General features: G+C 37.8%; 24 protein-coding genes and 1 pseudogene. 12 read left to right on the top strand and 13 right to left on the bottom strand.

From position 1 onward, the window contains the following. Positions 1 to 2: 2 nt before the first annotated feature. Positions 3 to 917, bottom strand: a complete 915-nt coding sequence (nagK, locus tag HMPREF2813_RS02670; RefSeq protein ID WP_014550556.1) for an N-acetylglucosamine kinase — start codon at positions 915 to 917, stop codon at positions 3 to 5. Between the two features lie 504 nt (positions 918 to 1,421). Here nagK and focA point away from each other — a divergent pair. The 4 genes from focA to HMPREF2813_RS02650 all read left to right on the top strand — a co-directional run bounded on the left by focA (position 1,422) and on the right by HMPREF2813_RS02650 (position 6,009). Next, the gene (gene focA / locus HMPREF2813_RS02665) at positions 1,422 to 2,276 is read left to right on the top strand and encodes a formate transporter FocA (RefSeq protein ID WP_014550557.1); all 855 of its coding nucleotides are present in this window, start codon (positions 1,422 to 1,424) and stop codon (positions 2,274 to 2,276) included. A 41-nt stretch (positions 2,277 to 2,317) separates the two neighbouring features. Continuing rightward, entirely contained in the window at positions 2,318 to 4,630 is a 2,313-nt protein-coding gene (gene pflB / locus HMPREF2813_RS02660; protein ID WP_005653814.1) for a formate C-acetyltransferase, read from the top strand. A 124-nt stretch (positions 4,631 to 4,754) separates the two neighbouring features. Further along, positions 4,755 to 5,495 (top strand): pyruvate formate lyase 1-activating protein, encoded by a 741-nt coding sequence (gene pflA, locus HMPREF2813_RS02655; protein ID WP_014550558.1) that lies wholly within the window; start codon positions 4,755 to 4,757, stop codon positions 5,493 to 5,495. Positions 5,496 to 5,526: 31 nt separating this feature from the next. Further along, positions 5,527 to 6,009 carry a surface-adhesin protein E gene (locus HMPREF2813_RS02650; RefSeq protein ID WP_005668088.1) on the top strand — a complete coding sequence of 161 codons (483 nt, stop codon included), beginning with the start codon at positions 5,527 to 5,529 and terminating at the stop codon, positions 6,007 to 6,009. Positions 6,010 to 6,088: 79 nt separating this feature from the next. Here the strand turns inward: HMPREF2813_RS02650 and HMPREF2813_RS02645 are convergent, their stop codons facing one another. Then, positions 6,089 to 6,877 carry an outer membrane protein assembly factor BamD gene (locus HMPREF2813_RS02645; RefSeq protein ID WP_005658164.1) on the bottom strand — a complete coding sequence of 263 codons (789 nt, stop codon included), beginning with the start codon at positions 6,875 to 6,877 and terminating at the stop codon, positions 6,089 to 6,091. Positions 6,878 to 6,984: 107 nt separating this feature from the next. On the opposite strand from HMPREF2813_RS02645, the gene rluD reads away from it, so the two are divergent. Further along, entirely contained in the window at positions 6,985 to 7,959 is a 975-nt protein-coding gene (rluD, locus tag HMPREF2813_RS02640; RefSeq protein WP_014550559.1) for a 23S rRNA pseudouridine(1911/1915/1917) synthase RluD, read from the top strand. Position 7,960: 1 nt separating this feature from the next. Then, a complete protein-coding gene (gene pgeF / locus HMPREF2813_RS02635; protein ID WP_014550560.1) occupies positions 7,961 to 8,695 on the top strand; it encodes a peptidoglycan editing factor PgeF in 735 nt (244 codons plus the stop codon). 43 nt (positions 8,696 to 8,738) lie between these two features. Here pgeF and mnmA read toward each other — a convergent pair whose 3' ends face one another. The 10 genes from mnmA to HMPREF2813_RS02585 all read right to left on the bottom strand — a co-directional run bounded on the left by mnmA (position 8,739) and on the right by HMPREF2813_RS02585 (position 17,837). Next, on the bottom strand, positions 8,739 to 9,890 hold the full coding sequence (gene mnmA, locus HMPREF2813_RS02630; protein WP_105175690.1) for a tRNA 2-thiouridine(34) synthase MnmA: 1,152 nt from the start codon (positions 9,888 to 9,890) through the stop codon (positions 8,739 to 8,741). A gap of 116 nt (positions 9,891 to 10,006) precedes the next feature. Next, positions 10,007 to 10,267, bottom strand: coding sequence for a (Na+)-NQR maturation NqrM (nqrM, locus tag HMPREF2813_RS02625; RefSeq protein ID WP_005687979.1), 261 nt, complete (start codon positions 10,265 to 10,267; stop codon positions 10,007 to 10,009). Positions 10,268 to 10,269: 2 nt separating this feature from the next. Then, positions 10,270 to 11,310 carry an FAD:protein FMN transferase gene (locus HMPREF2813_RS02620; protein WP_005660833.1) on the bottom strand — a complete coding sequence of 347 codons (1,041 nt, stop codon included), beginning with the start codon at positions 11,308 to 11,310 and terminating at the stop codon, positions 10,270 to 10,272. 143 nt (positions 11,311 to 11,453) lie between these two features. After that, positions 11,454 to 12,689, bottom strand: a complete 1,236-nt coding sequence (gene nqrF, locus HMPREF2813_RS02615; RefSeq protein WP_005648666.1) for an NADH:ubiquinone reductase (Na(+)-transporting) subunit F — start codon at positions 12,687 to 12,689, stop codon at positions 11,454 to 11,456. A 12-nt stretch (positions 12,690 to 12,701) separates the two neighbouring features. Then, positions 12,702 to 13,298 (bottom strand): NADH:ubiquinone reductase (Na(+)-transporting) subunit E, encoded by a 597-nt coding sequence (nqrE, locus tag HMPREF2813_RS02610; protein WP_005631374.1) that lies wholly within the window; start codon positions 13,296 to 13,298, stop codon positions 12,702 to 12,704. A 3-nt stretch (positions 13,299 to 13,301) separates the two neighbouring features. Then, entirely contained in the window at positions 13,302 to 13,928 is a 627-nt protein-coding gene (gene nqrD / locus HMPREF2813_RS02605; protein WP_048946736.1) for an NADH:ubiquinone reductase (Na(+)-transporting) subunit D, read from the bottom strand. Beyond that, positions 13,928 to 14,662 (bottom strand): Na(+)-translocating NADH-quinone reductase subunit C, encoded by a 735-nt coding sequence (locus HMPREF2813_RS02600; RefSeq protein WP_014550563.1) that lies wholly within the window; start codon positions 14,660 to 14,662, stop codon positions 13,928 to 13,930. The genes nqrD and HMPREF2813_RS02600 overlap by 1 nt, the downstream gene beginning before the upstream one ends. Further along, positions 14,655 to 15,890 carry an NADH:ubiquinone reductase (Na(+)-transporting) subunit B gene (locus HMPREF2813_RS02595; RefSeq protein ID WP_005653793.1) on the bottom strand — a complete coding sequence of 412 codons (1,236 nt, stop codon included), beginning with the start codon at positions 15,888 to 15,890 and terminating at the stop codon, positions 14,655 to 14,657. Before HMPREF2813_RS02595 ends, HMPREF2813_RS02600 begins: the two co-directional genes overlap by 8 nt. Positions 15,891 to 15,892: 2 nt before the next feature. Next, positions 15,893 to 17,236, bottom strand: coding sequence for a Na(+)-translocating NADH-quinone reductase subunit A (locus HMPREF2813_RS02590; RefSeq protein ID WP_005671165.1), 1,344 nt, complete (start codon positions 17,234 to 17,236; stop codon positions 15,893 to 15,895). A 289-nt stretch (positions 17,237 to 17,525) separates the two neighbouring features. Continuing rightward, complete coding sequence (locus tag HMPREF2813_RS02585; protein ID WP_005668108.1) at positions 17,526 to 17,837, bottom strand: BolA family protein; 312 nt, start codon at positions 17,835 to 17,837, stop codon at positions 17,526 to 17,528. Between the two features lie 93 nt (positions 17,838 to 17,930). On the opposite strand from HMPREF2813_RS02585, the gene HMPREF2813_RS02580 reads away from it, so the two are divergent. Then, positions 17,931 to 18,530 (top strand): YajG family lipoprotein, encoded by a 600-nt coding sequence (locus HMPREF2813_RS02580; RefSeq protein WP_014550564.1) that lies wholly within the window; start codon positions 17,931 to 17,933, stop codon positions 18,528 to 18,530. Positions 18,531 to 18,746: 216 nt separating this feature from the next. Continuing rightward, on the top strand, positions 18,747 to 20,117 hold the full coding sequence (gene gorA / locus HMPREF2813_RS02575) for a glutathione-disulfide reductase (RefSeq protein ID WP_014550565.1): 1,371 nt from the start codon (positions 18,747 to 18,749) through the stop codon (positions 20,115 to 20,117). Positions 20,118 to 20,225: 108 nt separating this feature from the next. Here the strand turns inward: gorA and asd are convergent, their stop codons facing one another. Continuing rightward, a complete protein-coding gene (gene asd / locus HMPREF2813_RS02570) occupies positions 20,226 to 21,095 on the bottom strand; it encodes an archaetidylserine decarboxylase (protein WP_041174654.1) in 870 nt (289 codons plus the stop codon). Between the two features lie 157 nt (positions 21,096 to 21,252). Between asd and yceD the strand changes: the two genes are divergently transcribed. From yceD to HMPREF2813_RS02555, 4 genes and pseudogenes are all read left to right on the top strand, one after another. Next, on the top strand, positions 21,253 to 21,777 hold the full coding sequence (gene yceD, locus HMPREF2813_RS02565; RefSeq protein ID WP_005660861.1) for a 23S rRNA accumulation protein YceD: 525 nt from the start codon (positions 21,253 to 21,255) through the stop codon (positions 21,775 to 21,777). A 22-nt stretch (positions 21,778 to 21,799) separates the two neighbouring features. Continuing rightward, entirely contained in the window at positions 21,800 to 21,970 is a 171-nt protein-coding gene (rpmF, locus tag HMPREF2813_RS02560) for a 50S ribosomal protein L32 (protein WP_005544470.1), read from the top strand. A 22-nt stretch (positions 21,971 to 21,992) separates the two neighbouring features. Beyond that, a pseudogene (locus HMPREF2813_RS09985) lies at positions 21,993 to 22,115 on the top strand (phosphate acyltransferase); the annotation flags it as partial. 41 nt (positions 22,116 to 22,156) lie between these two features. Beyond that, positions 22,157 to 23,107: a beta-ketoacyl-ACP synthase III gene (locus tag HMPREF2813_RS02555; RefSeq protein ID WP_014550567.1), complete on the top strand. Its 951-nt coding sequence runs from the start codon at positions 22,157 to 22,159 to the stop codon at positions 23,105 to 23,107. The last annotated feature ends 217 nt before the right edge of the window (positions 23,108 to 23,324 follow it).

Raw genomic sequence — 23,324 nt, 5'->3', positions numbered from 1 at the left:
AATTATTTGGTTAAAAACAACGCTGCCGCGCCACGCACACCACCAGAATCGCCGTGTTTCGCTTTTTTAATTGGTGGAACTTTTGCTGTCCGCATCAAATGAGGCGGTAATGCTTTTGGTAAAGCTTCATAAAGGTAATCAAAATTAGATAATCCACCGCCGAGTACAATCATATGCGGATCAAATGCCGTAATGATATTGCCAATAGAAATCGCCGCCAACTCAACAAAAAGATTCACAAAATCTACCGCACTTTTATTGCCTTGATAGAACAAATCAATAATTTCACGAGCGGATAATGTTTCGCCTTTCAAATCTCGATAAAGAATTTCAAAACCGCGACCAGACAGATAATTATCCAAACAAGCCTTGTTGCCACAACCACATTGATAAATAGGGGCGTTATCCCATCCCAATAATTTCAAGGCATGATAATTTAGTTGTAAATGACCAAGCTCTCCAGCCATTCCCACTTGACCTGAATGAACTTTACCGTTTAAGACAAAGCCGCCACCAAAACCAGTTCCAAGAATTAAACCAAGTACAGTCGGATATTGCTGATTTTCCGTATCCCATGCTTCAGATAATGCAAAACAATTTGCATCATTTTCTGCCCGCACTTCACGGCCTAAACGCGCAGACAAATCGTGTAAAATTGGTTTATTATCTGCCACACGAATATTGGTAATTTCGGCTAATCCAGTTTGTTGATTAACAAAACCAGGTACGCCCAAACCTACGGTGCCCACTTCACCAAACTTTTCATCAGCACGATTCACTAAATCCACAATCGTGTTAAGCCATTCTTCATAGTCGGTTTTAGGTGTTGGCACCCGTTCAGAATATAATTTTTCTAATTTTTTATTGAATACGGCAAGCTCTATTTTCGTGCCACCAATATCTAAACCATAATACATAATCTGCTCCTGTATAAAGAAGTGCACTTAAAATTAACCAAAATTTTAACCGCACTTAAATCATTATTTTATGACAAAGATCGCCTTTTTCTTCAAAAAGATCAAAATAATGCTATTAATTACTCAAAATAGCAAGTCTATACACTTAATCTGGTTCGTTTGAAAAAATTATGAATTTGCCTGTTGTGAATAATCAAGGTTTTGGAAAAGTGGATGATTATCTAGGGGAATTCACGGTATTATGCGAATAAAACAAGTTTTAAATTAAGTGCTTTACTTACTCTGAATGTATGAAATTGAGCGAATATTAATATGGGAATTTTGTCTTTAATTAAACAAACCTTGCAAAATATCAAAGTTTGTTGAAATAATTTTTGCTTTTCTTTGCAATGAAAGGGGAGGAGAGTAAAATAGCACCAATTATAGAAGTATTTGTAGTCGTAAACTTGTTAAAAGTATTAAATTTTCATCAACTTTTTCAATGTCAATAGTTGGAGTTTGATTATGGCATCAGAAAATCAAAAACTATCTTCTGTTGCGCTCACACCTGTTGAAGCAACAGATTATGCAGAAAATACAGCAACTTATAAAGCAAATAAACGTCCATTTTTATCGTTTATGTCCGGTATTAGTGCCGGTGCTTGTATTGCCTTGGCCTTTGTATTTTACACGACAACACAAACTGCTAGTGCAGGCGCACCTTGGGGATTAACCAAGTTAGTGGGTGGGTTAGTATTCTCCTTGGGCGTAATTATGGTGGTGATTTTAGGATCTGAATTATTCACTTCTTCTACTTTAACTTTAGTCGCCAGAGTGGGCGGTAGAATCACCACGACACAAATGATTCGAAATTGGATCGTAGTATATTTAGGCAACTTCGTTGGTGGTTTATTTATTGCGGTTGTTATTTGGTTTAGTGGACAAACAATGGCAGCAAATGGCCAATGGGGTTTAACAATTCTTGCAACCGCCCAACATAAAATTCATCACACGTGGTTTGAAGCTTTTAACCTAGGTATTTTATGTAACATTATGGTGTGTGTGGCGGTTTGGATGTCTTATTCTGGTAAGACTGTTACAGACAAAGCATTTATTATGATTATGCCGATTGGTTTGTTTGTCGCGTCAGGATTTGAACACTGTGTGGCTAATATGTTTATGATTCCGATGGGAATTATTACCGCACATTTTAGTACACCTGAATTTTGGCAACAAATCGGTGTTGATCCGATGAAATACGCAGATTTAGATTTGTACCATTTCATCGTGAAGAATTTAATCCCTGTAACGTTGGGAAATATTGTCGGCGGGGCAATTTGTATTGGTGTATTCCAACGTTATTTAACCAAAACGCATTAAAGACTTACTTATTTATTAATTAATTAACAAAGGAAATGACTATGTCAGAACTTAATGAAATGCAAAAATTGGCGTGGGCTGGTTTTGCTGGTGGCGATTGGCAAGAAAATGTCAATGTACGTGACTTTATCCAAAAAAACTATACCCCTTATGAAGGCGATGACTCTTTCTTAGCAGGTCCAACCGAAGCAACAACCAAGCTTTGGGAATCTGTAATGGAAGGAATTAAAATTGAAAACCGTACTCACGCGCCATTAGATTTTGATGAACATACACCATCTACCATTATCTCTCACGCACCCGGTTACATTAACAAAGATTTAGAAAAAATCGTTGGTCTTCAAACTGATGAACCTTTAAAACGTGCCATTATGCCATTCGGTGGTATCAAAATGGTGGAAGGTTCTTGTAAAGTTTATGGTCGTGAGCTTGATCCAAAAGTGAAAAAAATCTTCACTGAATACCGTAAAACACATAACCAAGGTGTATTTGATGTTTACACGCCAGATATTTTACGTTGCCGTAAATCTGGGGTATTAACTGGTCTTCCAGATGCTTATGGTCGTGGTCGTATCATCGGTGACTACCGTCGTGTAGCACTTTATGGTGTAGATTTCTTAATGAAAGATAAATACGCACAATTCTCTTCTTTACAAAAAGACTTAGAAGATGGCGTAAATCTTGAAGCAACAATTCGTTTACGTGAAGAAATCGCAGAACAACACCGTGCATTAGGTCAATTAAAACAAATGGCAGCAAGCTATGGTTATGATATTTCTAACCCAGCAACTAATGCTCAAGAAGCTATTCAATGGATGTACTTTGCTTATCTTGCTGCAATCAAATCACAAAATGGTGCTGCAATGTCATTCGGTCGTACCGCAACCTTTATTGACGTGTACATCGAACGTGATTTAAAAGCAGGAAAAATTACTGAAACTGAAGCGCAAGAATTAGTTGACCACTTAGTTATGAAACTTCGTATGGTTCGTTTCTTACGTACACCTGAATACGATCAATTATTCTCTGGTGACCCAATGTGGGCAACTGAAACCATCGCAGGTATGGGTTTAGATGGTCGTACATTAGTAACCAAAAATACATTCCGTATTTTACACACTCTTTACAACATGGGTACTTCTCCAGAACCAAACTTAACCATTCTTTGGTCTGAACAATTACCTGAAAACTTCAAACGTTTCTGTGCAAAAGTATCGATTGATACCTCATCAGTTCAATACGAAAACGATGATTTAATGCGTCCAGACTTCAACAATGATGACTACGCAATCGCATGTTGTGTATCACCAATGATTGTGGGTAAACAAATGCAATTCTTCGGTGCACGTGCAAACTTAGCGAAAACATTGTTATACGCAATCAACGGCGGTATTGATGAAAAATTAGGTATGCAAGTAGGCCCGAAAACTGCACCAATTACTGATGAAGTATTAGATTTTGATACAGTAATGACCCGTATGGATAGCTTTATGGATTGGTTGGCAAAACAATATGTGACTGCCTTAAACGTAATCCACTATATGCACGATAAATATTCATACGAAGCCGCATTAATGGCATTACATGATCGTGATGTATACCGTACCATGGCTTGTGGTATCGCGGGTCTTTCTGTTGCGGCTGACTCACTTTCAGCAATCAAATATGCGAAAGTTAAACCAGTTCGTGGCGACATCAAAGATAAAGATGGCAATGTTGTTGCAACTAACGTAGCAATCGACTTTGAAATAGAAGGTGAATATCCACAATATGGTAACAACGATAACCGTGTTGATGACATCGCTTGTGACTTAGTTGAACGTTTCATGAAGAAAATTCAAAAACTTAAAACTTACCGCAATGCAGTGCCTACACAATCTGTATTAACCATTACTTCTAACGTGGTTTATGGTAAGAAAACGGGCAACACCCCAGATGGCCGTCGTGCTGGTGCACCATTCGGACCAGGTGCGAACCCAATGCACGGTCGTGACCAAAAAGGTGCGGTAGCATCATTAACTTCTGTAGCTAAACTTCCATTTGCTTATGCGAAAGATGGTATTTCTTATACCTTCTCAATCGTACCAAATGCGTTAGGTAAAGATGCCGAAGCACAACGCCGTAATCTTGCTGGTTTAATGGATGGTTACTTCCACCACGAAGCAACAGTTGAAGGTGGCCAACACTTAAATGTGAACGTGTTAAACCGTGAAATGTTATTAGATGCAATGGAAAATCCGGATAAATATCCACAATTGACTATCCGTGTATCAGGTTACGCAGTACGTTTTAACTCTTTAACTAAAGAGCAACAACAAGACGTAATTACTAGAACTTTCACAGAGTCAATGTAAAAACATTTTTATTTTTGACCGTACTTTGGTGGGAACATAATGAGCCTGATTTAAATCAGGCTCATTTTTTATAGACTAAATATTTGGTAAAATTTAGCTATATCTAATTTTAGGAAATTTATGTATGTCAGTTCTTGGACGAATTCACTCTTTTGAATCCTGTGGCACTGTAGATGGGCCAGGTATTCGTTTTATTTTATTTATGCAAGGCTGCTTGATGCGCTGCAAATATTGCCACAATCGTGATACTTGGGATCTTGAAGGGGGTAAAGAAATCAGTGTCGAAGATTTAATGAAAGAAGTCGTGACTTATCGCCATTTTATGAATGCTACTGGCGGTGGTGTCACGGCATCTGGCGGTGAGGCTGTGTTACAAGCAGAGTTTGTACGCGATTGGTTCCGAGCTTGTAAAGCGGAAGGGATTAATACTTGCTTGGATACAAATGGTTTTGTACGTCATTATGATCATATTATTGATGAATTATTAGATGTAACAGATCTTGTTTTACTCGATTTAAAAGAACTTAATGATCAAGTTCATCAAAATCTTATTGGGGTGCCAAATAAACGTACCCTTGAATTTGCAAAATATTTGCAAAAACGTAATCAACATACTTGGATTCGTTATGTTGTGGTTCCTGGTTATACTGATAGCGATCACGATGTGCATTTATTAGGTCAGTTTATTGAAGGTATGACCAATATTGAAAAAGTTGAACTTCTTCCTTATCATCGATTAGGTGCACATAAATGGAAAACCCTTGGGTTAGATTATGAGCTTGAAGATGTATTACCGCCAACCAAAGAATCCTTAGAGCATATTAAAACAATTCTAGAAGGTTATGGACACACTGTAAAATTCTAGAATAAATGTCAGCTAACATAAGGAGTAAATAATGAAAAAAATTATTTTAACATTATCACTTGGGTTACTTACTGCCTGTTCTGCTCAAATCCAAAAGGCTGAACAAAATGATGTGAAGCTGGCACCGCCGACTGATGTACGAAGCGGATATATACGTTTGGTAAAGAATGTGAATTATTACATCGATAGTGAATCGATCTGGGTGGATAACCAAGAGCCACAAATTGTACATTTTGATGCAGTGGTGAATTTAGATAAGGGATTGTATGTTTATCCTGAGCCTAAACGTTATGCACGTTCTGTTCGTCAGTATAAGATTTTGAATTGTGCAAATTATCATTTAACTCAAGTACGAACTGATTTCTATGATGAATTTTGGGGACAGGGTTTGCGGGCAGCACCTAAAAAGCAAAAGAAACATACGTTAAGTTTAACACCTGATACAACGCTTTATAATGCTGCTCAGATTATTTGTGCAAATTATGGTAAAGCATTTTCAGTTGATAAAAAATAAAAAAATCTGCACCTTAATTAGTTTAAATTTTATTCAACTTTTAGGGTGCAGAGAGTATTCGATTTTTCTGCAGTTATTGCTATTTTACTGCTGGCACTTTTAAGTCTGGCTCGTTTGGTTTTTCAATTGGTGCAAAAGTTTTATCTTTATTCGCATCAATAATTTTTTGAGTATCATTTGCTAATGCGGTTAAACCCATTTTTTCATAAGCTTCCTGCATCAGAAATAATCCTTCATAAGTTGCTTTAGTATCAGGATATTGTTTTAACATTCCTACCACACGATTTGCAACTGCTACCCACGCTTTACGTTTTGCATAGAATTTTGCAATCTCTAATTCGTGACGAGCCAGTGCATCTTTAATATAAGCCATACGCGCTAAAGCATCTTGTGAGTAAGGGCTATTAGGGAATACACGAACTAAGTTTTGGAAATTAGAAAAAGCGGTACGCATAGAGGTTGTTTCACGTGTAGCACGGTCAATTCCAAAAAAATCTTGAATGAAATTATCGCCTGTTGCTGCATTAGTTAAGCCAGCCATATATACCGCATAGGCTTGATTTGGGCTTTGTGGAAATTGATGTAAAAAGCTATCTACCATCAATAATACTTGCGTATAATCTTGAGTTTTATAATTTGCATAAATTAAATCTAACATTGCTTGTTCTTGATAAACGCTACCTGGAAAACGCTCAGTCGTCGCTTTTAAATAGCGAATGGCTTCAGAGTAACTACCTTCTTGTAATGATGTTGTACCTTTTGTGTATAATTCATTTACCGATGCTTGTTCAACATCTTTTGAACCACTTGAACATCCAATAACCAATGCTGCCACGGCAAGCAATGCCAAAGATTTTATTTTATGCATTGTTTTTTCCTTAATTTTTACGAAAACCAATAAATAAGATACAATTGTCCGCTATTGTATAGAACATTAATCAATAAGCCAACTTTTAAAATTTCTGAGAGCTATTTATGCCACAAATTACCCTTTCGGCTGAAGTGCAGCCAGAACAAATGGGACAACGTTTAGACCAAACACTTGCAGAGTTGTTCCCTGAATATTCTCGTTCCCGATTAAAAACATGGATTGAAGCCGATCTCGTAAAACTTAACGACCGCATTACTAATATTCCGCGTGAGAAAGTGCTTGGAGGAGAGAGAATAGAGATTATTGTTGAAGTGGAAGATGAAACACGTTTTGAAGCAGAAAATATTCCATTGAATATTGTGTATGAAGATGATGATATTATTGTGATTAACAAACCCAAAGATCTTGTGGTACACCCTGGTGCTGGCAATCCAAATGGAACTGTACTCAATGCGTTACTCTATCATTATCCACCGATATCAGAAGTACCTCGTGCAGGAATTGTGCATCGATTAGATAAAGATACGACAGGTCTAATGGTTGTTGCGAAAACTATTCCAGCACAAACTAAGTTAGTGCGAGACTTACAAAAACGCAAAATTACGCGCGAATATGAAGCAGTCGCTTCAGGCATTATGACTAAAGGTGGCACAGTAGATCAACCTATGGCTCGTCATGCAACCAAACGTACTTTAATGGCTGTTCATCCAATGGGAAAACCAGCTGTTACTCATTATCGTATTATGGAAAATTACCGTAACTACACCCGTTTACGTTTACGTTTAGAAACGGGGCGCACCCATCAAATCCGCGTTCATATGGCACATATTGCTCATCCATTGCTAGGCGATCAAACCTATGGCGGACGCCCTCGTCCACCCAAAAATGCGAGTGAAGACTTTATGGAAGTATTGCGTAATTTCAAACGCCAAGCTTTACATGCGGTCATGTTACGCTTAGCTCATCCAATTACAGGGGAAATGATGGAATGGTATGCACCATTACCAGATGACTTTGTTGAATTGCTTAATGCCCTCAAAGCCGACTATCTCGAACATCAAGATGAGTTAGATTATTAATATGCAAGCAATTAACCCCAATTGGAATGTTCCAAAGAATATTCATGCCTTTACCACTACTCGTGAAGGGGGCGTGAGCTTAGCGCCTTATTTGAGTTTCAATTTAGGCGATCATGTCGGTGATGATAAAAGTGCGGTAAAAACTAACCGCACTTTATTAGTCGAAAAATTTAGCTTGCCACAAAAACCTATATTTTTAACGCAAACACACAGCACTCGAGTACTTCAATTACCTTATTCAGGACAAAATCTTGAAGTGGATGCAGTTTATACAAATGTTCCCAATCAAGTTTGCGTTGTTATGACTGCAGACTGTTTGCCAGTTCTATTCACTACAACATCTGGCAATGAAGTGGCGGCAGCACATGCTGGCTGGCGTGGTTTATGCGATGGCGTACTAGAAGAAACAGTGAAATATTTTCAAGCTAAACCTGAAGATATTATCGCGTGGTTTGGCCCTGCAATAGGTCCAAAGGCCTTTCAAGTTGGGATTGATGTTGTAGAAAAGTTTGTTGTAGTAGATGAAAAAGCCAAACTCGCCTTTCAACCTGATGCAATCGAAGAAGGTAAATACTTGAGTAATCTTTATCAAATTGCAACTCAGCGATTAAACAATCTAGGTATTACGCAAATTTATGGTGGAAATCACTGTACATTCAACGAAAAAGAAAAGTTCTTTTCTTATCGCAGGGACAATCAAACGGGACGAATGGCAAGTGTCATTTGGTTTGAATAAATAGTTTAAAAGCGCATTTTACGCGCTTTTAGTCATCTTTGTTTTATATTCTTTCTGCGATAATACCGCCACCCAAACAAACTTCGCCAAGGTAAAATACGGCAGATTGCCCTGGGGTTACTGCTGATTGAGGTTCATCAAAAATCACTCGAATGGTTTCATCATCAATTGGTTCAATCACACAAGGAATATCTTGTTGGCGATAACGCGTTTTCACCGTGCAACGTAATGACTCTCGAATTGGTTCGCGATCAACCCAATGTAATTGGCTGGCAATCAATCCTTTTGAAAATAAACGAGGATGATCGTGACCTTGCGCGACAATAAGTTCATTATTTTCTACATCTTTATCTACTACATACCAAGCCTCATCTCCCGCATTTTTTAGACCACCAATGCCTAATCCTTTGCGTTGTCCCAATGTGTGATACATTAATCCATCATGGCGACCAATAATTTCATCATTTACAGTGCGAATATTACCTGGTTGAGCTGGTAAATAGCGTGCTAAGAAATCCTTAAATTTACGCTCACCAATAAAACAAATCCCTGTAGAATCTTTTTTCTTCGCCGTAATTAAGCCAAGATCTTCAGCAATAGCGCGAACAATGGGCTTCTCGATTTCACCAACGGGGAATAAACTTTGCCCCACTTGTTTATGGCTTAAAGTATAAAGAAAATAACTTTGATCTTTATTGGTATCTAAACCACGTAATAGTTTTGCATTTTCATTATCTCCCGCTCTACGTACATAATGCCCTGTTGCAATATAATCTGCACCGAGATCTTCAGCTGCATATTCTAAAAATGCTTTAAATTTAATTTCTTTATTACACAAAATATCTGGGTTCGGTGTGCGTCCTGCTTTATATTCAGTTAAAAAATGCTCAAAGACATTATCCCAATATTCTGCCGCAAAATTAATTTTATGTAGTTTGATCCCTAATTTATCGCATACTGCTTGAGCATCTGCAAGATCAGCTGCGGCAGTGCAATAATCTGTATCGTCATCTTCTTCCCAGTTTTTCATAAACAGGCCTTCCACCTGATAGCCTTGCTGTTGAAGAATAAAAGCTGACACAGAAGAATCCACGCCACCAGACATACCACAAATCACTTTTTTTGTCGCATTTCTCGCAAGCTGTTCTTGCGTCAGTTGAGGAAAGTGTTGATTATAAGTATTTGAAATTAACATAGTTCTCCCGTAACTTCGGTTAAGGCGAAGCACATTGGTCATTGAATTAGAAAACGGCAAAATAATTTTGCCGTTAATTTTATTTTGCACATAAAGTGCGGTCAGTTTTGAGCAAGTTATTTCACTTCATAAAATTGCGAGTCATCATCTTTTTTCGCAAATTTTTGCTCATATTCAGCTTTCGCTTGTTCATCGCCTGCATCTAATTTTGATTGAAGCGTGTCGCAAGGTTTATCACAATCACAAGCTTTGTCAATACCAAGGGTAGATAAACCACCGCAGCTGCCTTTTAAACTTTGTTTTTTGATAATAAAGCCGATAGACATCAACAATATAATTGCGACGAAAGCGATTAAAGTAAAAAATAAAGTTTGCATAACTATTCTTTTGTTTCTGTTAATTTTTTGAAAGCAGAGGATGATTTGGTAACAAAACCATTATCTGTTCTAATGATTAAATAAACGGCAAGATTATTTTTCTCAGCCACTTCTAACGCCTTGTCTTCCCCCAGCACAAATAACCCTGTAGATAAGCCATCTGCAGTCATTGAGGTTGGTGCAAGTACCGTAATTGAGGCTAAATGATGCTGAATTGGATAACCTGTTTTCGGATCAATTTCGTGCGCAAAGCGTTTGCCATTTTCTTCAAAGTAAATACGGTAATCGCCAGAACTTGCCATTCCCATATTGTTTAATCCAATGACAGCTTCAGCCGCTCTTTCGCCTGTTGTAGTTGGTTTTTCAATGGCAATCTGCCAAGGTTTACCTTCAATATTTTTTCCTTTCGCACGAATTTCACCGCCGATTTCAACCATGTAATTCTGAGCATTTAGTTGTTCTAACTTTTCAGCCACCTGATCAACGCCAAAACCTTTAGCAATTGACGATAAATCTACGTAAACTTGAGGAAGTGCTTTGCTTAATGTCGGTTTTGCACCACTCATATCAAGGGCAATTTTATCAATGCCAACCCAGGCTTGGCGTTCAGCTAATTGTTCTGGTGTAGGTTGTTTTTCGGGGCGTTTTTCAGGACCAAATCCCCATAAATTTACAACTGGACCAACAGTTACATCCAACGCGCCTTCGGTCACTTTATTTAAACGAATCGCTTCAGCTAATACTTTGGCAAAATCTGCTGAAATCTCAATCGGTGTGTTCACTTGGGTATTTTGATTGAAGCGGCTCAATTCCGAATCTTTTTTGTAAGTGGACATTTTCGCATTCACATCTTTTAAGATTGCTTCAATTTCTTCATGCGTCTTTTCAGATGTTGCTTTTATTGAACCATCATCAAGGTATTTAACATGATAAGTTGTCCCCATTGTTTTACCGCTTAAAGAGATAACTTTTGTTTCTTTTTGACAAGCAGCAAGACTTAATGCCATTGCTACCGCTATGATACCGCTTATTAATTTTTTCATCTGGATTTCCTAAATTTGTGAATTACTGGCAAACTCAACAAAACTTACCTGTAATCATAGAAAATTTTTAAAAACATCTTAAATTTTGACCGCACTTTATCACAAAGTGCGGTCAGCTTTTATGATGAATTGATTAACTAAAATCAGCCACCAAAGTCATCTAATAAAATGTTTTCATCTTCAACACCAAGATCTTTCAACATTTTAATTACAGCTGCATTCATCACTGGAGGCCCACACATATAGTATTCACAGTCTTCTGGTGCTTCATGATTTTTCAAGTAGTTTTCATAAAGTACATTGTGAATAAAGCCTGTATAGCCAGTCCAATTATCTTCAGGCAATGCATCTGAAAGTGCCACATGCCATACAAAGTTTGGATTTTCAGCTTGTAATTGGTCAAAGTCTTCTTGATAGAATATTTCACGTTTAGAACGTGCACCATACCAGAACGACATTTTACGTTTAGAATGTAAACGTTTTAATTGGTCGAAGATATGTGAACGCATTGGAGCCATACCCGCACCACCACCGATAAATACCATTTCTGCATCAGTTTCTTTCGCGAAGAATTCACCAAATGGACCAGAAATTGTGACTTTATCTCCTGCTTTTAATGACCAAATGTAAGAAGACATTTGACCTGGAGGCGCATCAGGTTGGCGTGGTGGTGGAGTCGCAATACGAACGTTAAGCATAATGATACCTTTCTCTTCAGGGTATGAAGCCATTGAGTACGCACGGATAATATGCTCGTCCACTTTAGAGACATAACGCCATAAATCGTATTTATCCCAGTCTTCGTGGTATTCTTCAGGAATATCGAAATCTTTATAGTTTACCACATGTGGCTCAGCTTCGATTTGGATATAACCACCTGCGCGGAAAGGCACTTCCTCGCCTTCAGGGATCGCTAATTTAAGTTCTTTGATAAAGGTTGCTTTGTTATCATTAGAAATAACAGTACATTCCCATTTTTTCACGCCGAAGATTTCTTCTGGAAGTTCAACTTCCATATTACCTTTTACATTAACTTGACAAGCTAGACGATAACCTTCTTTTGCTTCACGTTTGTTAATGTGAGAGAGTTCGGTTGGAAGAATTTCTCCACCGCCATTTTTCACTTTAACAATACATTGACCACAAGAGCCACCGCCACCGCAAGCAGAAGACACGAAAATACCTTTACTTGCTAAAGCCCCTAATAATTTGCCACCTGCAGGTAATGTGATCGCTTTTTCAGGATCGTCATTGATGTCGATAGTAATATCACCAGAATCGACTAATTTTGATTTCGCAAATAAGATGATTGCCACTAACACTAATACAATAACCGTGAATGCGGCAATACCGAGTGCAAGAATTACTGAATCGCTCATTGATTACACTCCTTATAATTGAATACCAGAGAAAGACATAAAGCCTAGTGCCATTAAACCAACAGAGATAAAGGTAATACCTAAACCTTTTAATCCAGCAGGAATATCAGCGTATTTCATTTTTTCCGTTAAGCCAGCAAGCGCTACAATCGCTAACATCCAACCTAAACCTGAGCCGAAACCATACACGATAGATTCAGGGAAATTGTAATCACGTTGAACCATGAAAGATACCCCACCAAAGATCGCACAGTTTACTGCGATTAAAGGTAAGAAAATCCCTAATGCGTTATAAAGAGATGGCATAAATTTATCTAACACCATTTCAAGAATTTGCACTAAACCAGCAATAACCCCAATGAAAGTGATGAAGTTTAAGAATGATAAATCTACACCTTCAATTAAAGCATTTTCTTTTAGTACATTTGCATAAATTAATTGGTTTACTGGCACTGCGATACCAAGAACGAAAGTTACCGCAATCCCAAGACCAAACGCAGTGGACACCTTTTTAGATACCGCTAAGAAAGTACACATTCCTAAGAAGAAAGAAAGTGCCATATTTTCAATGAAGACTGCCTTAACAAATAGGCTAATATAATGTTCCATTGATTACTTCTCCTGTTGTTCTGGTTTCCAAGTTCTTAATCCCCAGATCACAAATCCGATGATAAAGAATGCACTTGGTGCAAGTAGGAATAAACCATTTGCTTGATACCAGCCACCATTTTGAATAGTTTCGAAAATCATCATACCAAATAATTTACCTGAACCGATAAGTTCACGGAAAAATGCTACGATAATTAACATCGAACCATAACCTAAGCCATTTCCGATACCATCTACAAAACTTTCAACTGGAGGGGATTTCATCGCAAATGCTTCAGCACGCCCCATTACGATACAGTTAGTAATAATCAAACCAACGAATACTGAAAGTTGTTTAGATAAACCATAAGCATAGGCTTTTAGAATTTGATCCACTACGATAACAAGCGAAGCGATGATTGCGAGCTGTACAATAATACGAATGCTGTTAGGGATATAATTGCGGATTAGGGAAACAAATAAGTTTGATAATCCAGTTACTAAGGTAACTGCAATCGCCATAACAAAAGCAGTTTCTAATTTTGTTGTTACAGCTAATGCAGAACAAATCCCTAAGATTTGCAATGCAATAGGGTTGTTTTTAGCAATTGGCGATAACAACAGATCTTTATAACTTGTTTTTCCAGACATTAGTTTTCTCCTGAATGAAGTTTTTCAAGATATGGACCAAAGCCATCTTTGCTGAACCAATAATTAAAGGTACCTTGAACACCATTACCTGTTAAAGTTGCACCAGATAAACCATCAATGCTATGTTCATCTTGTGGAGCTTGACCTTTCACAATACGAATGGCAGGTTGATGTTGCTCATCAAATAATTTTTTACCTTTAAATAGACTTGCCCAGTTTGGATTTTCAATTTCTCCGCCCAATCCCGGTGTTTCTCCGTGTTGATAGTAAGTGATTCCATTAATAGTATTACCATCTGGTTGAACAGATACTAAGCCATACATCACTGACCACAAGCCAGTGCCATAAATTGGTAAAATAACTTGTTGAGTTTGACCCTGTTCATCTTTTACAAGATAAACTTCAGTTGTTTTGCTACGAGAACGAATACGTGCTTTATCCGCATCAGCAGGAATTGCTTGTTGGCTATCATCTGCTTGTTGTGTGTATTCGCCTGTTGCTAAATTAACGAAACGCGGCTCAATAAATTTTGCATAAGTTTCTTTTACATTCGTGTTTTCTTGTAAAAGACCAGCTACATTTAAGATATTTTTTTGTTTATCGAGTAACTTTTGTTCTTCTTGTGCAGGCTTTAACATTACTGCGGAACCAGCAACAATAATGGAACAAACTAAACTCAGTAGTAGCACAACAAGGATTGTGCCGCCTACGCTGTCTTTATTAAACTTAGCCATTTGTTCTTGCTCTCCGACGTTTGATATTTGCTTGAACAACGATGTAGTCGAAAATCGGTGCAAATAAGTTTGCAAATAAAATCGCTAACATCATTCCTTCTGGATAGGCTGGGTTTACAGTACGAATTAATACAGCCATTACGCCAATTAATGCACCGTACCACCATTTACCAGTATTAGTAAAAGATGCTGAAACAGGATCGGTCGCCATAAATACCATACCCAATGCAAATCCACCTAAAACAAAGTGCCAATGCCAAGGCATTGAGAACATAGGGTTAGTCTCTGAGCCAATTAGGTTAAACAAGGTTGAGGTTGCAATCATGCCAATCATCACACCAGCAATAATGCGCCAAGCTGCAATGCGAGTGAATACAATAACAGCACCGCCAATTAAAATTGCAAGGGTAGAAACTTCCCCCATTGAACCAGGTAAGTTACCAACAAAAGCATCCATCCAAGTAATTGGAGCGCCTGTTACGGTATGTTGCAATGCACCTTGACCACCTTGTGACCACTGTGAAAGTGCGGTTGCACCAGAGAAACCATCTGCGGCAGTCCAAACCGTATCGCCTGAAATTTGAGCTGGATATGCGAAGAATAAGAACGCACGACCAGCAAGTGCAGGGTTCATAAAGTTACGACCTACGCCACCAAAAATTTCTTTTGCAACAATGATACCAAAAGTAATACCTAATGCGGCTTGCCATAGTGGCAATGTTGGTGGAACGATCAAGGCAAATAAAATGGTTGAAACGAACATTCCTTCATTTACTTCGTGACCACGAACCACAGAGAATAACAATTCCCAAATAGTACAAACGGTAAATACCACTAAGTAAATTGGTAAAAAGAAAATTGCTCCAAGAGCCATTTTAGAGCCCCAAGTTGCATTGGCAGTTAAATCTAAACCTAATGAACTTGCAAGAGCATAGTGCCAATCGTTAGCAATTAGTTGATCTAAATTGCCTAATTGATTTAACGCTGGAATCGCTTGGTTACCCACATTGTACATCCCATAGAAAATCGCAGGGAACAACGCAAGGAAAACCGTAATCATCATACGTTTTGAATCTAACGCATCACGAACGTGAGTGTTTTTGTGCGTTACCGTACCTGGTGTATAAAGCAAGGTATAAATCGATTCAAAGATCGGATAAAGCTTGCTGTATTTACCACCGGGTAAAAACGCGGGTTCCATTTTTTCAAAAAGATTTTTCAAACCCATTTTTAACCTTCCTTCTCAATCTTATCTAAGACTTGACGCAAGATTGAACCGTATTCATATTTGCCTGGACAAACGAAAGAACATAACGCCAAGTCTTCTTCGTCTAATTCCAGACAACCTAACTCTTGAGCACCATCGGTATCGCCCACGATTAAATCACGTAATAATAATGTAGGTAAAATGTCCAATGGCATTACGCGCTCATAGCTACCGATTGGCACCATTGCACGTTCGCCACCATTTTCTGAAGTAGTAAAATTAAACAATTTTTTACTGAAGTGGCCTAATACGGTACGAGTCACAGAATATTTATTGGCTTGTGGCATAATCCAACCAAAAAATTCTTTTTCATTACCTTCAGCGATTACTGATACTTGCAAAGCATAGCGACCTAAATAATCATGTGAATCTTTTGCTATTTGACCACAAAGAACTGAGCCAGAAATTACACGATTTTTACCCGCACTTAATTCATTTTGGGTTAATTGAGAAAGATTAGCCCCGATTATTGTACGTACTAAACGAGGTTCTTTCACTTGAGGACCTGCAAGAGAAATTACTCGTTCTGAATAAAGTTCGCCTGTTGTAAATAATTTACCTACAGCGATCACATCTTGATAATTGATATGCCATACAGTTTTTTGAATACCGACAGGATCAATAAAGTGAATATGCGTCCCTACAAGACCAGCTGGATGAACACCAGTAAAATCATGAATCTGTAAATTTTCAAGATCAGCAGTTGGAATATTAGAATCGCCCGCTTTACATAAGTGTAATGGTTTTGAAGGGAATAGACGACTTAATACGGTTAAACCGTTAGTGAAGTCTTGCGAATATTCTTTTAATACGACAGAGGGATCGGCTGCTAATGGATTGGTATCCATCGCGTTTACAAAAATAGAAGATGCTTCACTTTCAATGGATGGAACTTTACTAAATGGACGAGTACGTAATGCCGTCCATAAGCCAGATTCTATCAAGTTTTGTTTTACTTGTTCAGAAGAAAGTGTATTCAATTGTTCTGTGCTATACTTTGCAAAAGTGATTTTTTCATCACCTTCTACATTAATAACAACAGATTGTAATACCCGTTTTTCGCCACGATTGATTGCAGTGATGGTACCGCTTGCAGGGGCTGTAAAAATTACACCAGGATTTTTTTTGTCTTCAAAAAGTACTTGACCTTTTTTCACAACATCGCCTTCGCGCACCTTCATTGAAGGACGCATCCCCACATACTCCTCACCTAGAATCGCAACTTGATTCACAGCGTTGCCGCTATGGATTACTTGTGCTGGTTTTCCCGCGATTGGGAGATCCAAACCTTTCTTAATTGTAATCATACTATTTGCACTACTTTTCAAGGTTAAAAATACAATTGCTAATATAGTAAAAATACCCTAGAAGCAATCTCACGTTTGAGTGTGACAAACCGCTAAAAAAACATTAATGTCACAAAATAAAAAACTCAAATGGATTGATTTCAAAGTTAATAATTTTACCGAGAAATCGAATTTGGACTAAATTAAACGCCTTATTCTAGCGAAAATCTCTGTTTTTCGCTACTTAAACAGAGGGTTTTTTGTTAGAACTTTTGCGATATATCAAAAATGTTACATTTTTATAACAAAATTAACGCCCAATACCTGCACATTTTGTTGAGTGCGGTACAGTTTCATTTTGTGCTTTCCATTCTTCTGGAGTGAATAAATGTAATGCTAATGCGTGAATACTATGATTTAATTCTTCGTTCAATAATTGATAAATACGCTGATGACGTTGTACTTTTCGAATATTTTTAAAGTCTGCGCTGACAATAACGCATTTAAAATGTGATTCAGAACCTCGATTAGAGTGATGTAAATGGCTTTCATTTTCTATTGCTAAAAAGTGCGGTTGAAATTCTTTTTGAATTTTTTGCTCAATAATTTGTTGAATTGACATTATAAGTTCTCCACAAAAACTACAATGAAACGCTATACATTAATAAGGAAGTTTGTAAGAATAGCACAATTCTAATTGATTTATGGGGAAACTATGACATTAGTAAACAAAATTAAAACATTATCATCAGTAGGTATTCTAGCGGCTACATTATTTCTTGCAGGCTGCCAAGCACAATCAAATATATTAGCATTTACACCGCCTGCGCCAAGTGCTTCAATGAATGTTAATCGAACTGCCGTTGTATCTGTTACAACAAAAGATAGCCGTGCAATACAAGAGATTGCAAGTTATACGAAACACGGGGAACTGATTAAATTAAATGCATCCCCAAGTGTTACACAATTATTTCAGCAAGTGATGCAGCAAAATTTAATTAGTAAAGGTTTTAGAGTTGGGCAATTAAATGCTTCAAATGCGTGGGTAACTGTGGATGTGCGTGAATTTGGTACGCAAGTAGAACAAGGTAATCTTCGTTATAAACTTAATACCAAAATTCAAGCGACAGTTTATGTACAAGGTGCGAAAGGTTCGTATAATAAATCATTTAATGTCACGCGTTCACAAGAGGGCGTATTTAATGCGGACAATGATGAAATTCATAAAGTGCTATCTCAAACTTTTAATGATATTGTGAACAATATTTATCAAGATCAAGAAGTTGCGGCTGCGATTAACCAATATTCTAATTAATCACATATCTACAGTGAGGAAGATTGAACAATCTTCCTCTTTTTCTATCACGCTATTTTATTCTACATACTAGGCTTCACATAAAATCATTTCAAACTAATCATCTGTTCAAAAGAATAAAAAATATTCATAAAACCAATTAAATCAATTTATAGCATTCTTTATAAAAATTAGGCAAAATACGGAAAATTTTTGAGTTCAAAAAAGGATCAAACTATGACTAAACATTATGATTATATTGCTATTGGCGGTGGCAGTGGCGGTATTGCGTCTCTAAATCGAGCAGCAAGCTATGGAAAAAAATGTGCAATCATTGAAGCAAAACATCTTGGCGGCACTTGTGTAAATGTAGGTTGCGTACCTAAAAAAGTAATGTTTTATGGCGCGCATATTGCAGAAGCAATCAACAATTATGCGCCAGATTATGGTTTTGATGTTGAAGTGAAAAAATTTGATTTTTCAAAACTGATTGAAAGTCGCCAAGCCTATATTAGTCGTATCCATACATCTTATAATAATGTATTAGCGAAAAATAATATTGATGTAATTAATGGTTTCGGAAAATTTGTCGATGCCCATACTATTGAAGTAACACTTGCTGATGGTGCAAAAGAGCAAGTAACCGCAGATCATATTTTAATCGCAACAGGTGGTCGTCCATATCGTCCAAACATTAAAGGACAAGAATACGGCATTGATTCAGATGGTTTCTTTGCATTAACCGAATTACCAAAACGTGCTGTTGTTATTGGTGCAGGCTATATTGCTGTTGAACTTTCTGGCGTATTAAACAGCTTAGGCGTGGAAACACATTTATTAGTGCGTCGCCATGCGCCAATGCGTAATCAGGATCCATTAATCGTAGAAACATTAGTGGAAGTGCTTGCACAAGATGGAATTCAATTACATACCAATTCTACCCCATCTGAAATTGTAAAAAATGCAGATGGTTCACTTACTGTAAAATGTGATGGTCAATCTGATGTTACCGTAGATTGCGCTATTTGGGCGGCAGGTCGTGTTCCAGCGACAGATAAAATTGGCTTAGAAAATGCAGGTGTAGAAACAAATGAACACGGCTATGTCAAAGTAGATAAATATCAAAATACTAATGTGAAAGGCATTTATGCGGTAGGCGATATTATTGAAAACGGCATTGAATTAACACCAGTTGCAGTTGCAGCAGGTCGTCGCCTTTCTGAGCGTTTATTTAATAATAAACCGACTGAATATTTAGATTACAGTTTAGTTCCAACCGTTGTATTTAGCCATCCGCCTATCGGCACTGTAGGTTTAACTGAACCGCAAGCGATTGAGCAGTACGGCGCAGAAAATGTTAAGGTATATAAATCTTCTTTCACAGCGATGTACACTGCGGTAACTCAACATCGCCAACCGTGCAAAATGAAATTAGTTTGTGTGGGTAAAGATGAAAAAGTTGTGGGTTTACATGGTATTGGTTTTGGTGTAGATGAAATGATTCAAGGATTTGCAGTAGCAATCAAAATGGGCGCAACAAAAGCTGATTTTGACAATACGGTGGCAATTCATCCAACAGGTTCAGAAGAATTTGTAACAATGCGTTAATTGTTCAAATGAAAGAAGAAAAAGGCAGTAAGGTTATACTGCCTTTAAAGAAGTGAGAAATATCTATTTTCAGGATTTGTTTCTGTCATTTATGGAAATAAATCCTGTTTATTTTTTATATGCCAAGATTTCGCCCATGCGAACAGGTTCATTTACGCTTAAATGCTCAGCCAAACGCACTTGATTTGCTTGGAATAAATTAATTACTGTTGAACCAAGTTGGAACCAACCCATTTCTTGACCTTTCAATAATTTGACCGCACTTTCGCCTTCATAAGTCCAAGTTTTCACTTCGTTGTGGCGTGGTGGATTAATTAGGCCTGCCCAAGTTGTGCCAATACTTGCAGTGATGGTTGCGCCGACTAAAATTTGTACCATTGTGCCAAATTCAGTATCAAATACACAAATCACACGTTCATTACGTGCAAATAAATTTGGTACATGTTGGGCTAAAAATGGATTCACAGAGAATAAATCGCCTGGCACATAAATCATTTTGCGTAGCGTAGCATCGCACGGCATATGTACTCGGTGATAATCACGAGGAGAAAGATAAGTAGTGGCAAATTCCCCATTTTTAAAGGTTTCCACTAATTCTTTATCTTCTGCCAATAAGTCTTCTAGGCTGAAAAAATGCCCCTTAGCTTGCAATAAAAGATTATCGTCAATATGACCGCACTCACTAATGCGACCGTCTGCTGGTAAACAAAGTGCGGTTGGATTTTGATTAATTGGACGTGCGTTTTCTTTTAACGGGCGAGTAAAAAATTCATTAAAACTTGCGTAATCAGAAAATTGTTCTTTTTGCGCAATGCTCATATCAATGTTGTATTTTTTCGCAAAAGCTTTAATTACAAAATGTGTTGTTTTGCCCCATTTTTGTTTAGCAAACCAGCCAGCAATTTGAGTTAAATAAATTTGCGGCATGACATATTGAAATGCCACTTTTAAGCGTTGCCAATAAGAATTTGAAGTCATCATTATCTTTCCTTGTTAAAAAAAGAGGCGTGATTATAGCAATTTTTATCAAAGTGCCAACTTTTTTGATAATTAGAAATTTTTCTCTCGTTATTATCCAATAAAAATGTGATTTCCCTTTGACTATCTTCGCAACAACGGGTAATATTCACGCCCTATGCAAAAGGTAAAACTACCCCTAACCGTTGATCCGGTAAAAGATGCTCAAAGACGGCTTGATTATGTTGGTTATTATTCGGCAAATCAGCTTGAGCGTTTGGCGGAATCAGTGGTAAACGTGCTCAGCGATGCACAGGTAACATTATCGTTTTATGTTGATCCACAAAAATTAGTGGTGATGAAAGGTAAAGTACAGATTGATATCGAGCTTGAATGTCAGCGTTGTAACGAACCTTACAAACAAACATTGGAATGTGAGTTTACTTATAGTCCAGTGGCTAATTGGGATCAGGCTGATGACTTGCCCGAAATTTATGAGCCAATCGAGTTCAATGAGTTTGGCGAAATAGATTTAATTGGCACGGTGGAAGATGAGCTAATTTTAGCTTTGCCGCTTGTACCAATGCATTCATCTGAACACTGTGAAGTGTCCGCGCAGGAACAGGTTTTTGGCGAATTGCCTGAAGAATTGGCAAAAAAACCGAACCCGTTCGCTGTATTAGCTAATTTAAAGCAAAAGTAAATTAAATTTAGGAGTATAGCCAATGGCTGTTCAACAAAACAAAAAATCTCGTTCACGTCGTGATATGCGTCGTTCACACGATGCTTTAACAACTGCTGCTGTATCAGTAGATAAAGCAAGCGGTGAAACTCACTTACGCCACCACGTAACTGCAGACGGTTACTATCGTGGTCGTAAAGTGATCAATAAGTAATTTTTTACTTATAGGTGTTCACTTGAACCGTCTAACCTTGGCGTTAGATGTGATGGGCGGGGACGTTGGTCCCCGTATTACTATCTGCATTCCATTAACATCGGAAAATAATCCGGTGTCGTCTTATCTCTTACTTGGCGATAGTCCATAGATTTTTTTCCTTTTTAATCGCTTATCTTATTGAGTATGAATAGTAGAATTTTATCCACCGGTAGCTATCTGCCGAGTCATATTCGCACAAATGCGGATTTAGAAAAAATGGTTGATACATCAGATGAATGGATTGTCACTCGTTCTGGTATCCGTGAACGTCGTATCGCAGCGGCAGATGAAACTGTTGCAACAATGGGATTTGAAGCGGCAAAAAATGCGATCGAAGCTGCTCAAATTAATCCTCAAGATATTGAACTGATTATTGTTGCAACTACAAGTCACTCACATGCTTATCCAAGTGCGGCTTGCCAAGTGCAAGGTTTATTAAATATTGATGATGCGATTTCTTTTGATTTAGCCGCAGCTTGCACAGGCTTTGTCTATGCTTTGAGCGTAGCTGATCAATTTATTCGTGCAGGCAAAGTGAAAAAAGCCTTAGTGATAGGCTCAGATCTCAATTCTCGTAAATTAGATGAAACAGATCGCAGCACTGTTGTGCTATTTGGTGATGGTGCGGGTGCTGTAATTTTAGAAGCGAGTGAACAAGAAGGAATTATCTCCACCCATTTACACGCTTCAGCAGATAAAAATAATGCCCTTGTTTTAGCTCAGCCAGAACGTGGTATAGAAAAATCTGGCTATATCGAGATGCAAGGTAACGAAACCTTCAAATTGGCAGTTCGTGAACTTTCAAATGTGGTGGAAGAAACACTTTCAGCCAATAATTTAGATAAAAAAGATTTAGACTGGCTTGTGCCACACCAAGCAAATTTACGTATTATTACAGCAACAGCTAAAAAATTAGAAATGGATATGTCGCAAGTGGTGGTAACGTTAGATAAATACGCTAATAACAGTGCAGCAACTGTTCCTGTCGCTTTAGATGAGGCTATTCGAGATGGCCGTATTCAACGTGGGCAGTTACTATTATTAGAAGCCTTTGGCGGTGGTTGGACTTGGGGTTCAGCGTTAGTGAGATTTTAGTTGATTTGATATAATTATTGATGATTTTAAAGTGCGGTAAAAATTGACCGCACTTTTTGTGTTAAATGTCAGGGGTTCGCCTGGCGGCGACCTACTTTCTTTTACTCGTGTAAAAGAAAGTAGGCAAAGAAAACACGCCCCAATTAAATCGCTGTTCTTTGCTTTGTTTCAATTTTCTTAACGGCAATTTGCTGAACTCGCTACGCTCAAACAGACG

The sequence above is a fragment of the Haemophilus sp. HMSC066A11 genome (genome assembly GCF_001811665.1).
GTDB lineage: Bacteria > Pseudomonadota > Gammaproteobacteria > Enterobacterales > Pasteurellaceae > Haemophilus > Haemophilus influenzae.
Note: the sequence above shows the minus strand (reverse complement) of the source record. Positions and strands in the feature narration are given on the sequence as shown.

What these genes read in the sequence shown, in the direction of transcription:
- nagK (WP_014550556.1), bottom strand. Translation starts at nt 917, where the DNA reads ATGTATTATGGTTTAGATATTGGTGGCACGAAAATAGAGCTTGCCGTA.
- focA (WP_014550557.1), top strand. Translation starts at nt 1,422, where the DNA reads ATGGCATCAGAAAATCAAAAACTATCTTCTGTTGCGCTCACACCTGTT.
- pflB (WP_005653814.1), top strand. Translation starts at nt 2,318, where the DNA reads ATGTCAGAACTTAATGAAATGCAAAAATTGGCGTGGGCTGGTTTTGCT.
- pflA (WP_014550558.1), top strand. Translation starts at nt 4,755, where the DNA reads ATGTCAGTTCTTGGACGAATTCACTCTTTTGAATCCTGTGGCACTGTA.
- HMPREF2813_RS02650 (WP_005668088.1), top strand. Translation starts at nt 5,527, where the DNA reads ATGAAAAAAATTATTTTAACATTATCACTTGGGTTACTTACTGCCTGT.
- HMPREF2813_RS02645 (WP_005658164.1), bottom strand. Translation starts at nt 6,877, where the DNA reads ATGCATAAAATAAAATCTTTGGCATTGCTTGCCGTGGCAGCATTGGTT.
- rluD (WP_014550559.1), top strand. Translation starts at nt 6,985, where the DNA reads ATGCCACAAATTACCCTTTCGGCTGAAGTGCAGCCAGAACAAATGGGA.
- pgeF (WP_014550560.1), top strand. Translation starts at nt 7,961, where the DNA reads ATGCAAGCAATTAACCCCAATTGGAATGTTCCAAAGAATATTCATGCC.
- mnmA (WP_105175690.1), bottom strand. Translation starts at nt 9,890, where the DNA reads ATGTTAATTTCAAATACTTATAATCAACACTTTCCTCAACTGACGCAA.
- nqrM (WP_005687979.1), bottom strand. Translation starts at nt 10,267, where the DNA reads ATGCAAACTTTATTTTTTACTTTAATCGCTTTCGTCGCAATTATATTG.
- HMPREF2813_RS02620 (WP_005660833.1), bottom strand. Translation starts at nt 11,310, where the DNA reads ATGAAAAAATTAATAAGCGGTATCATAGCGGTAGCAATGGCATTAAGT.
- nqrF (WP_005648666.1), bottom strand. Translation starts at nt 12,689, where the DNA reads ATGAGCGATTCAGTAATTCTTGCACTCGGTATTGCCGCATTCACGGTT.
- nqrE (WP_005631374.1), bottom strand. Translation starts at nt 13,298, where the DNA reads ATGGAACATTATATTAGCCTATTTGTTAAGGCAGTCTTCATTGAAAAT.
- nqrD (WP_048946736.1), bottom strand. Translation starts at nt 13,928, where the DNA reads ATGTCTGGAAAAACAAGTTATAAAGATCTGTTGTTATCGCCAATTGCT.
- HMPREF2813_RS02600 (WP_014550563.1), bottom strand. Translation starts at nt 14,662, where the DNA reads ATGGCTAAGTTTAATAAAGACAGCGTAGGCGGCACAATCCTTGTTGTG.
- HMPREF2813_RS02595 (WP_005653793.1), bottom strand. Translation starts at nt 15,890, where the DNA reads ATGGGTTTGAAAAATCTTTTTGAAAAAATGGAACCCGCGTTTTTACCC.
- HMPREF2813_RS02590 (WP_005671165.1), bottom strand. Translation starts at nt 17,236, where the DNA reads ATGATTACAATTAAGAAAGGTTTGGATCTCCCAATCGCGGGAAAACCA.
- HMPREF2813_RS02585 (WP_005668108.1), bottom strand. Translation starts at nt 17,837, where the DNA reads ATGTCAATTCAACAAATTATTGAGCAAAAAATTCAAAAAGAATTTCAA.
- HMPREF2813_RS02580 (WP_014550564.1), top strand. Translation starts at nt 17,931, where the DNA reads ATGACATTAGTAAACAAAATTAAAACATTATCATCAGTAGGTATTCTA.
- gorA (WP_014550565.1), top strand. Translation starts at nt 18,747, where the DNA reads ATGACTAAACATTATGATTATATTGCTATTGGCGGTGGCAGTGGCGGT.
- asd (WP_041174654.1), bottom strand. Translation starts at nt 21,095, where the DNA reads ATGACTTCAAATTCTTATTGGCAACGCTTAAAAGTGGCATTTCAATAT.
- yceD (WP_005660861.1), top strand. Translation starts at nt 21,253, where the DNA reads ATGCAAAAGGTAAAACTACCCCTAACCGTTGATCCGGTAAAAGATGCT.
- rpmF (WP_005544470.1), top strand. Translation starts at nt 21,800, where the DNA reads ATGGCTGTTCAACAAAACAAAAAATCTCGTTCACGTCGTGATATGCGT.
- HMPREF2813_RS02555 (WP_014550567.1), top strand. Translation starts at nt 22,157, where the DNA reads ATGAATAGTAGAATTTTATCCACCGGTAGCTATCTGCCGAGTCATATT.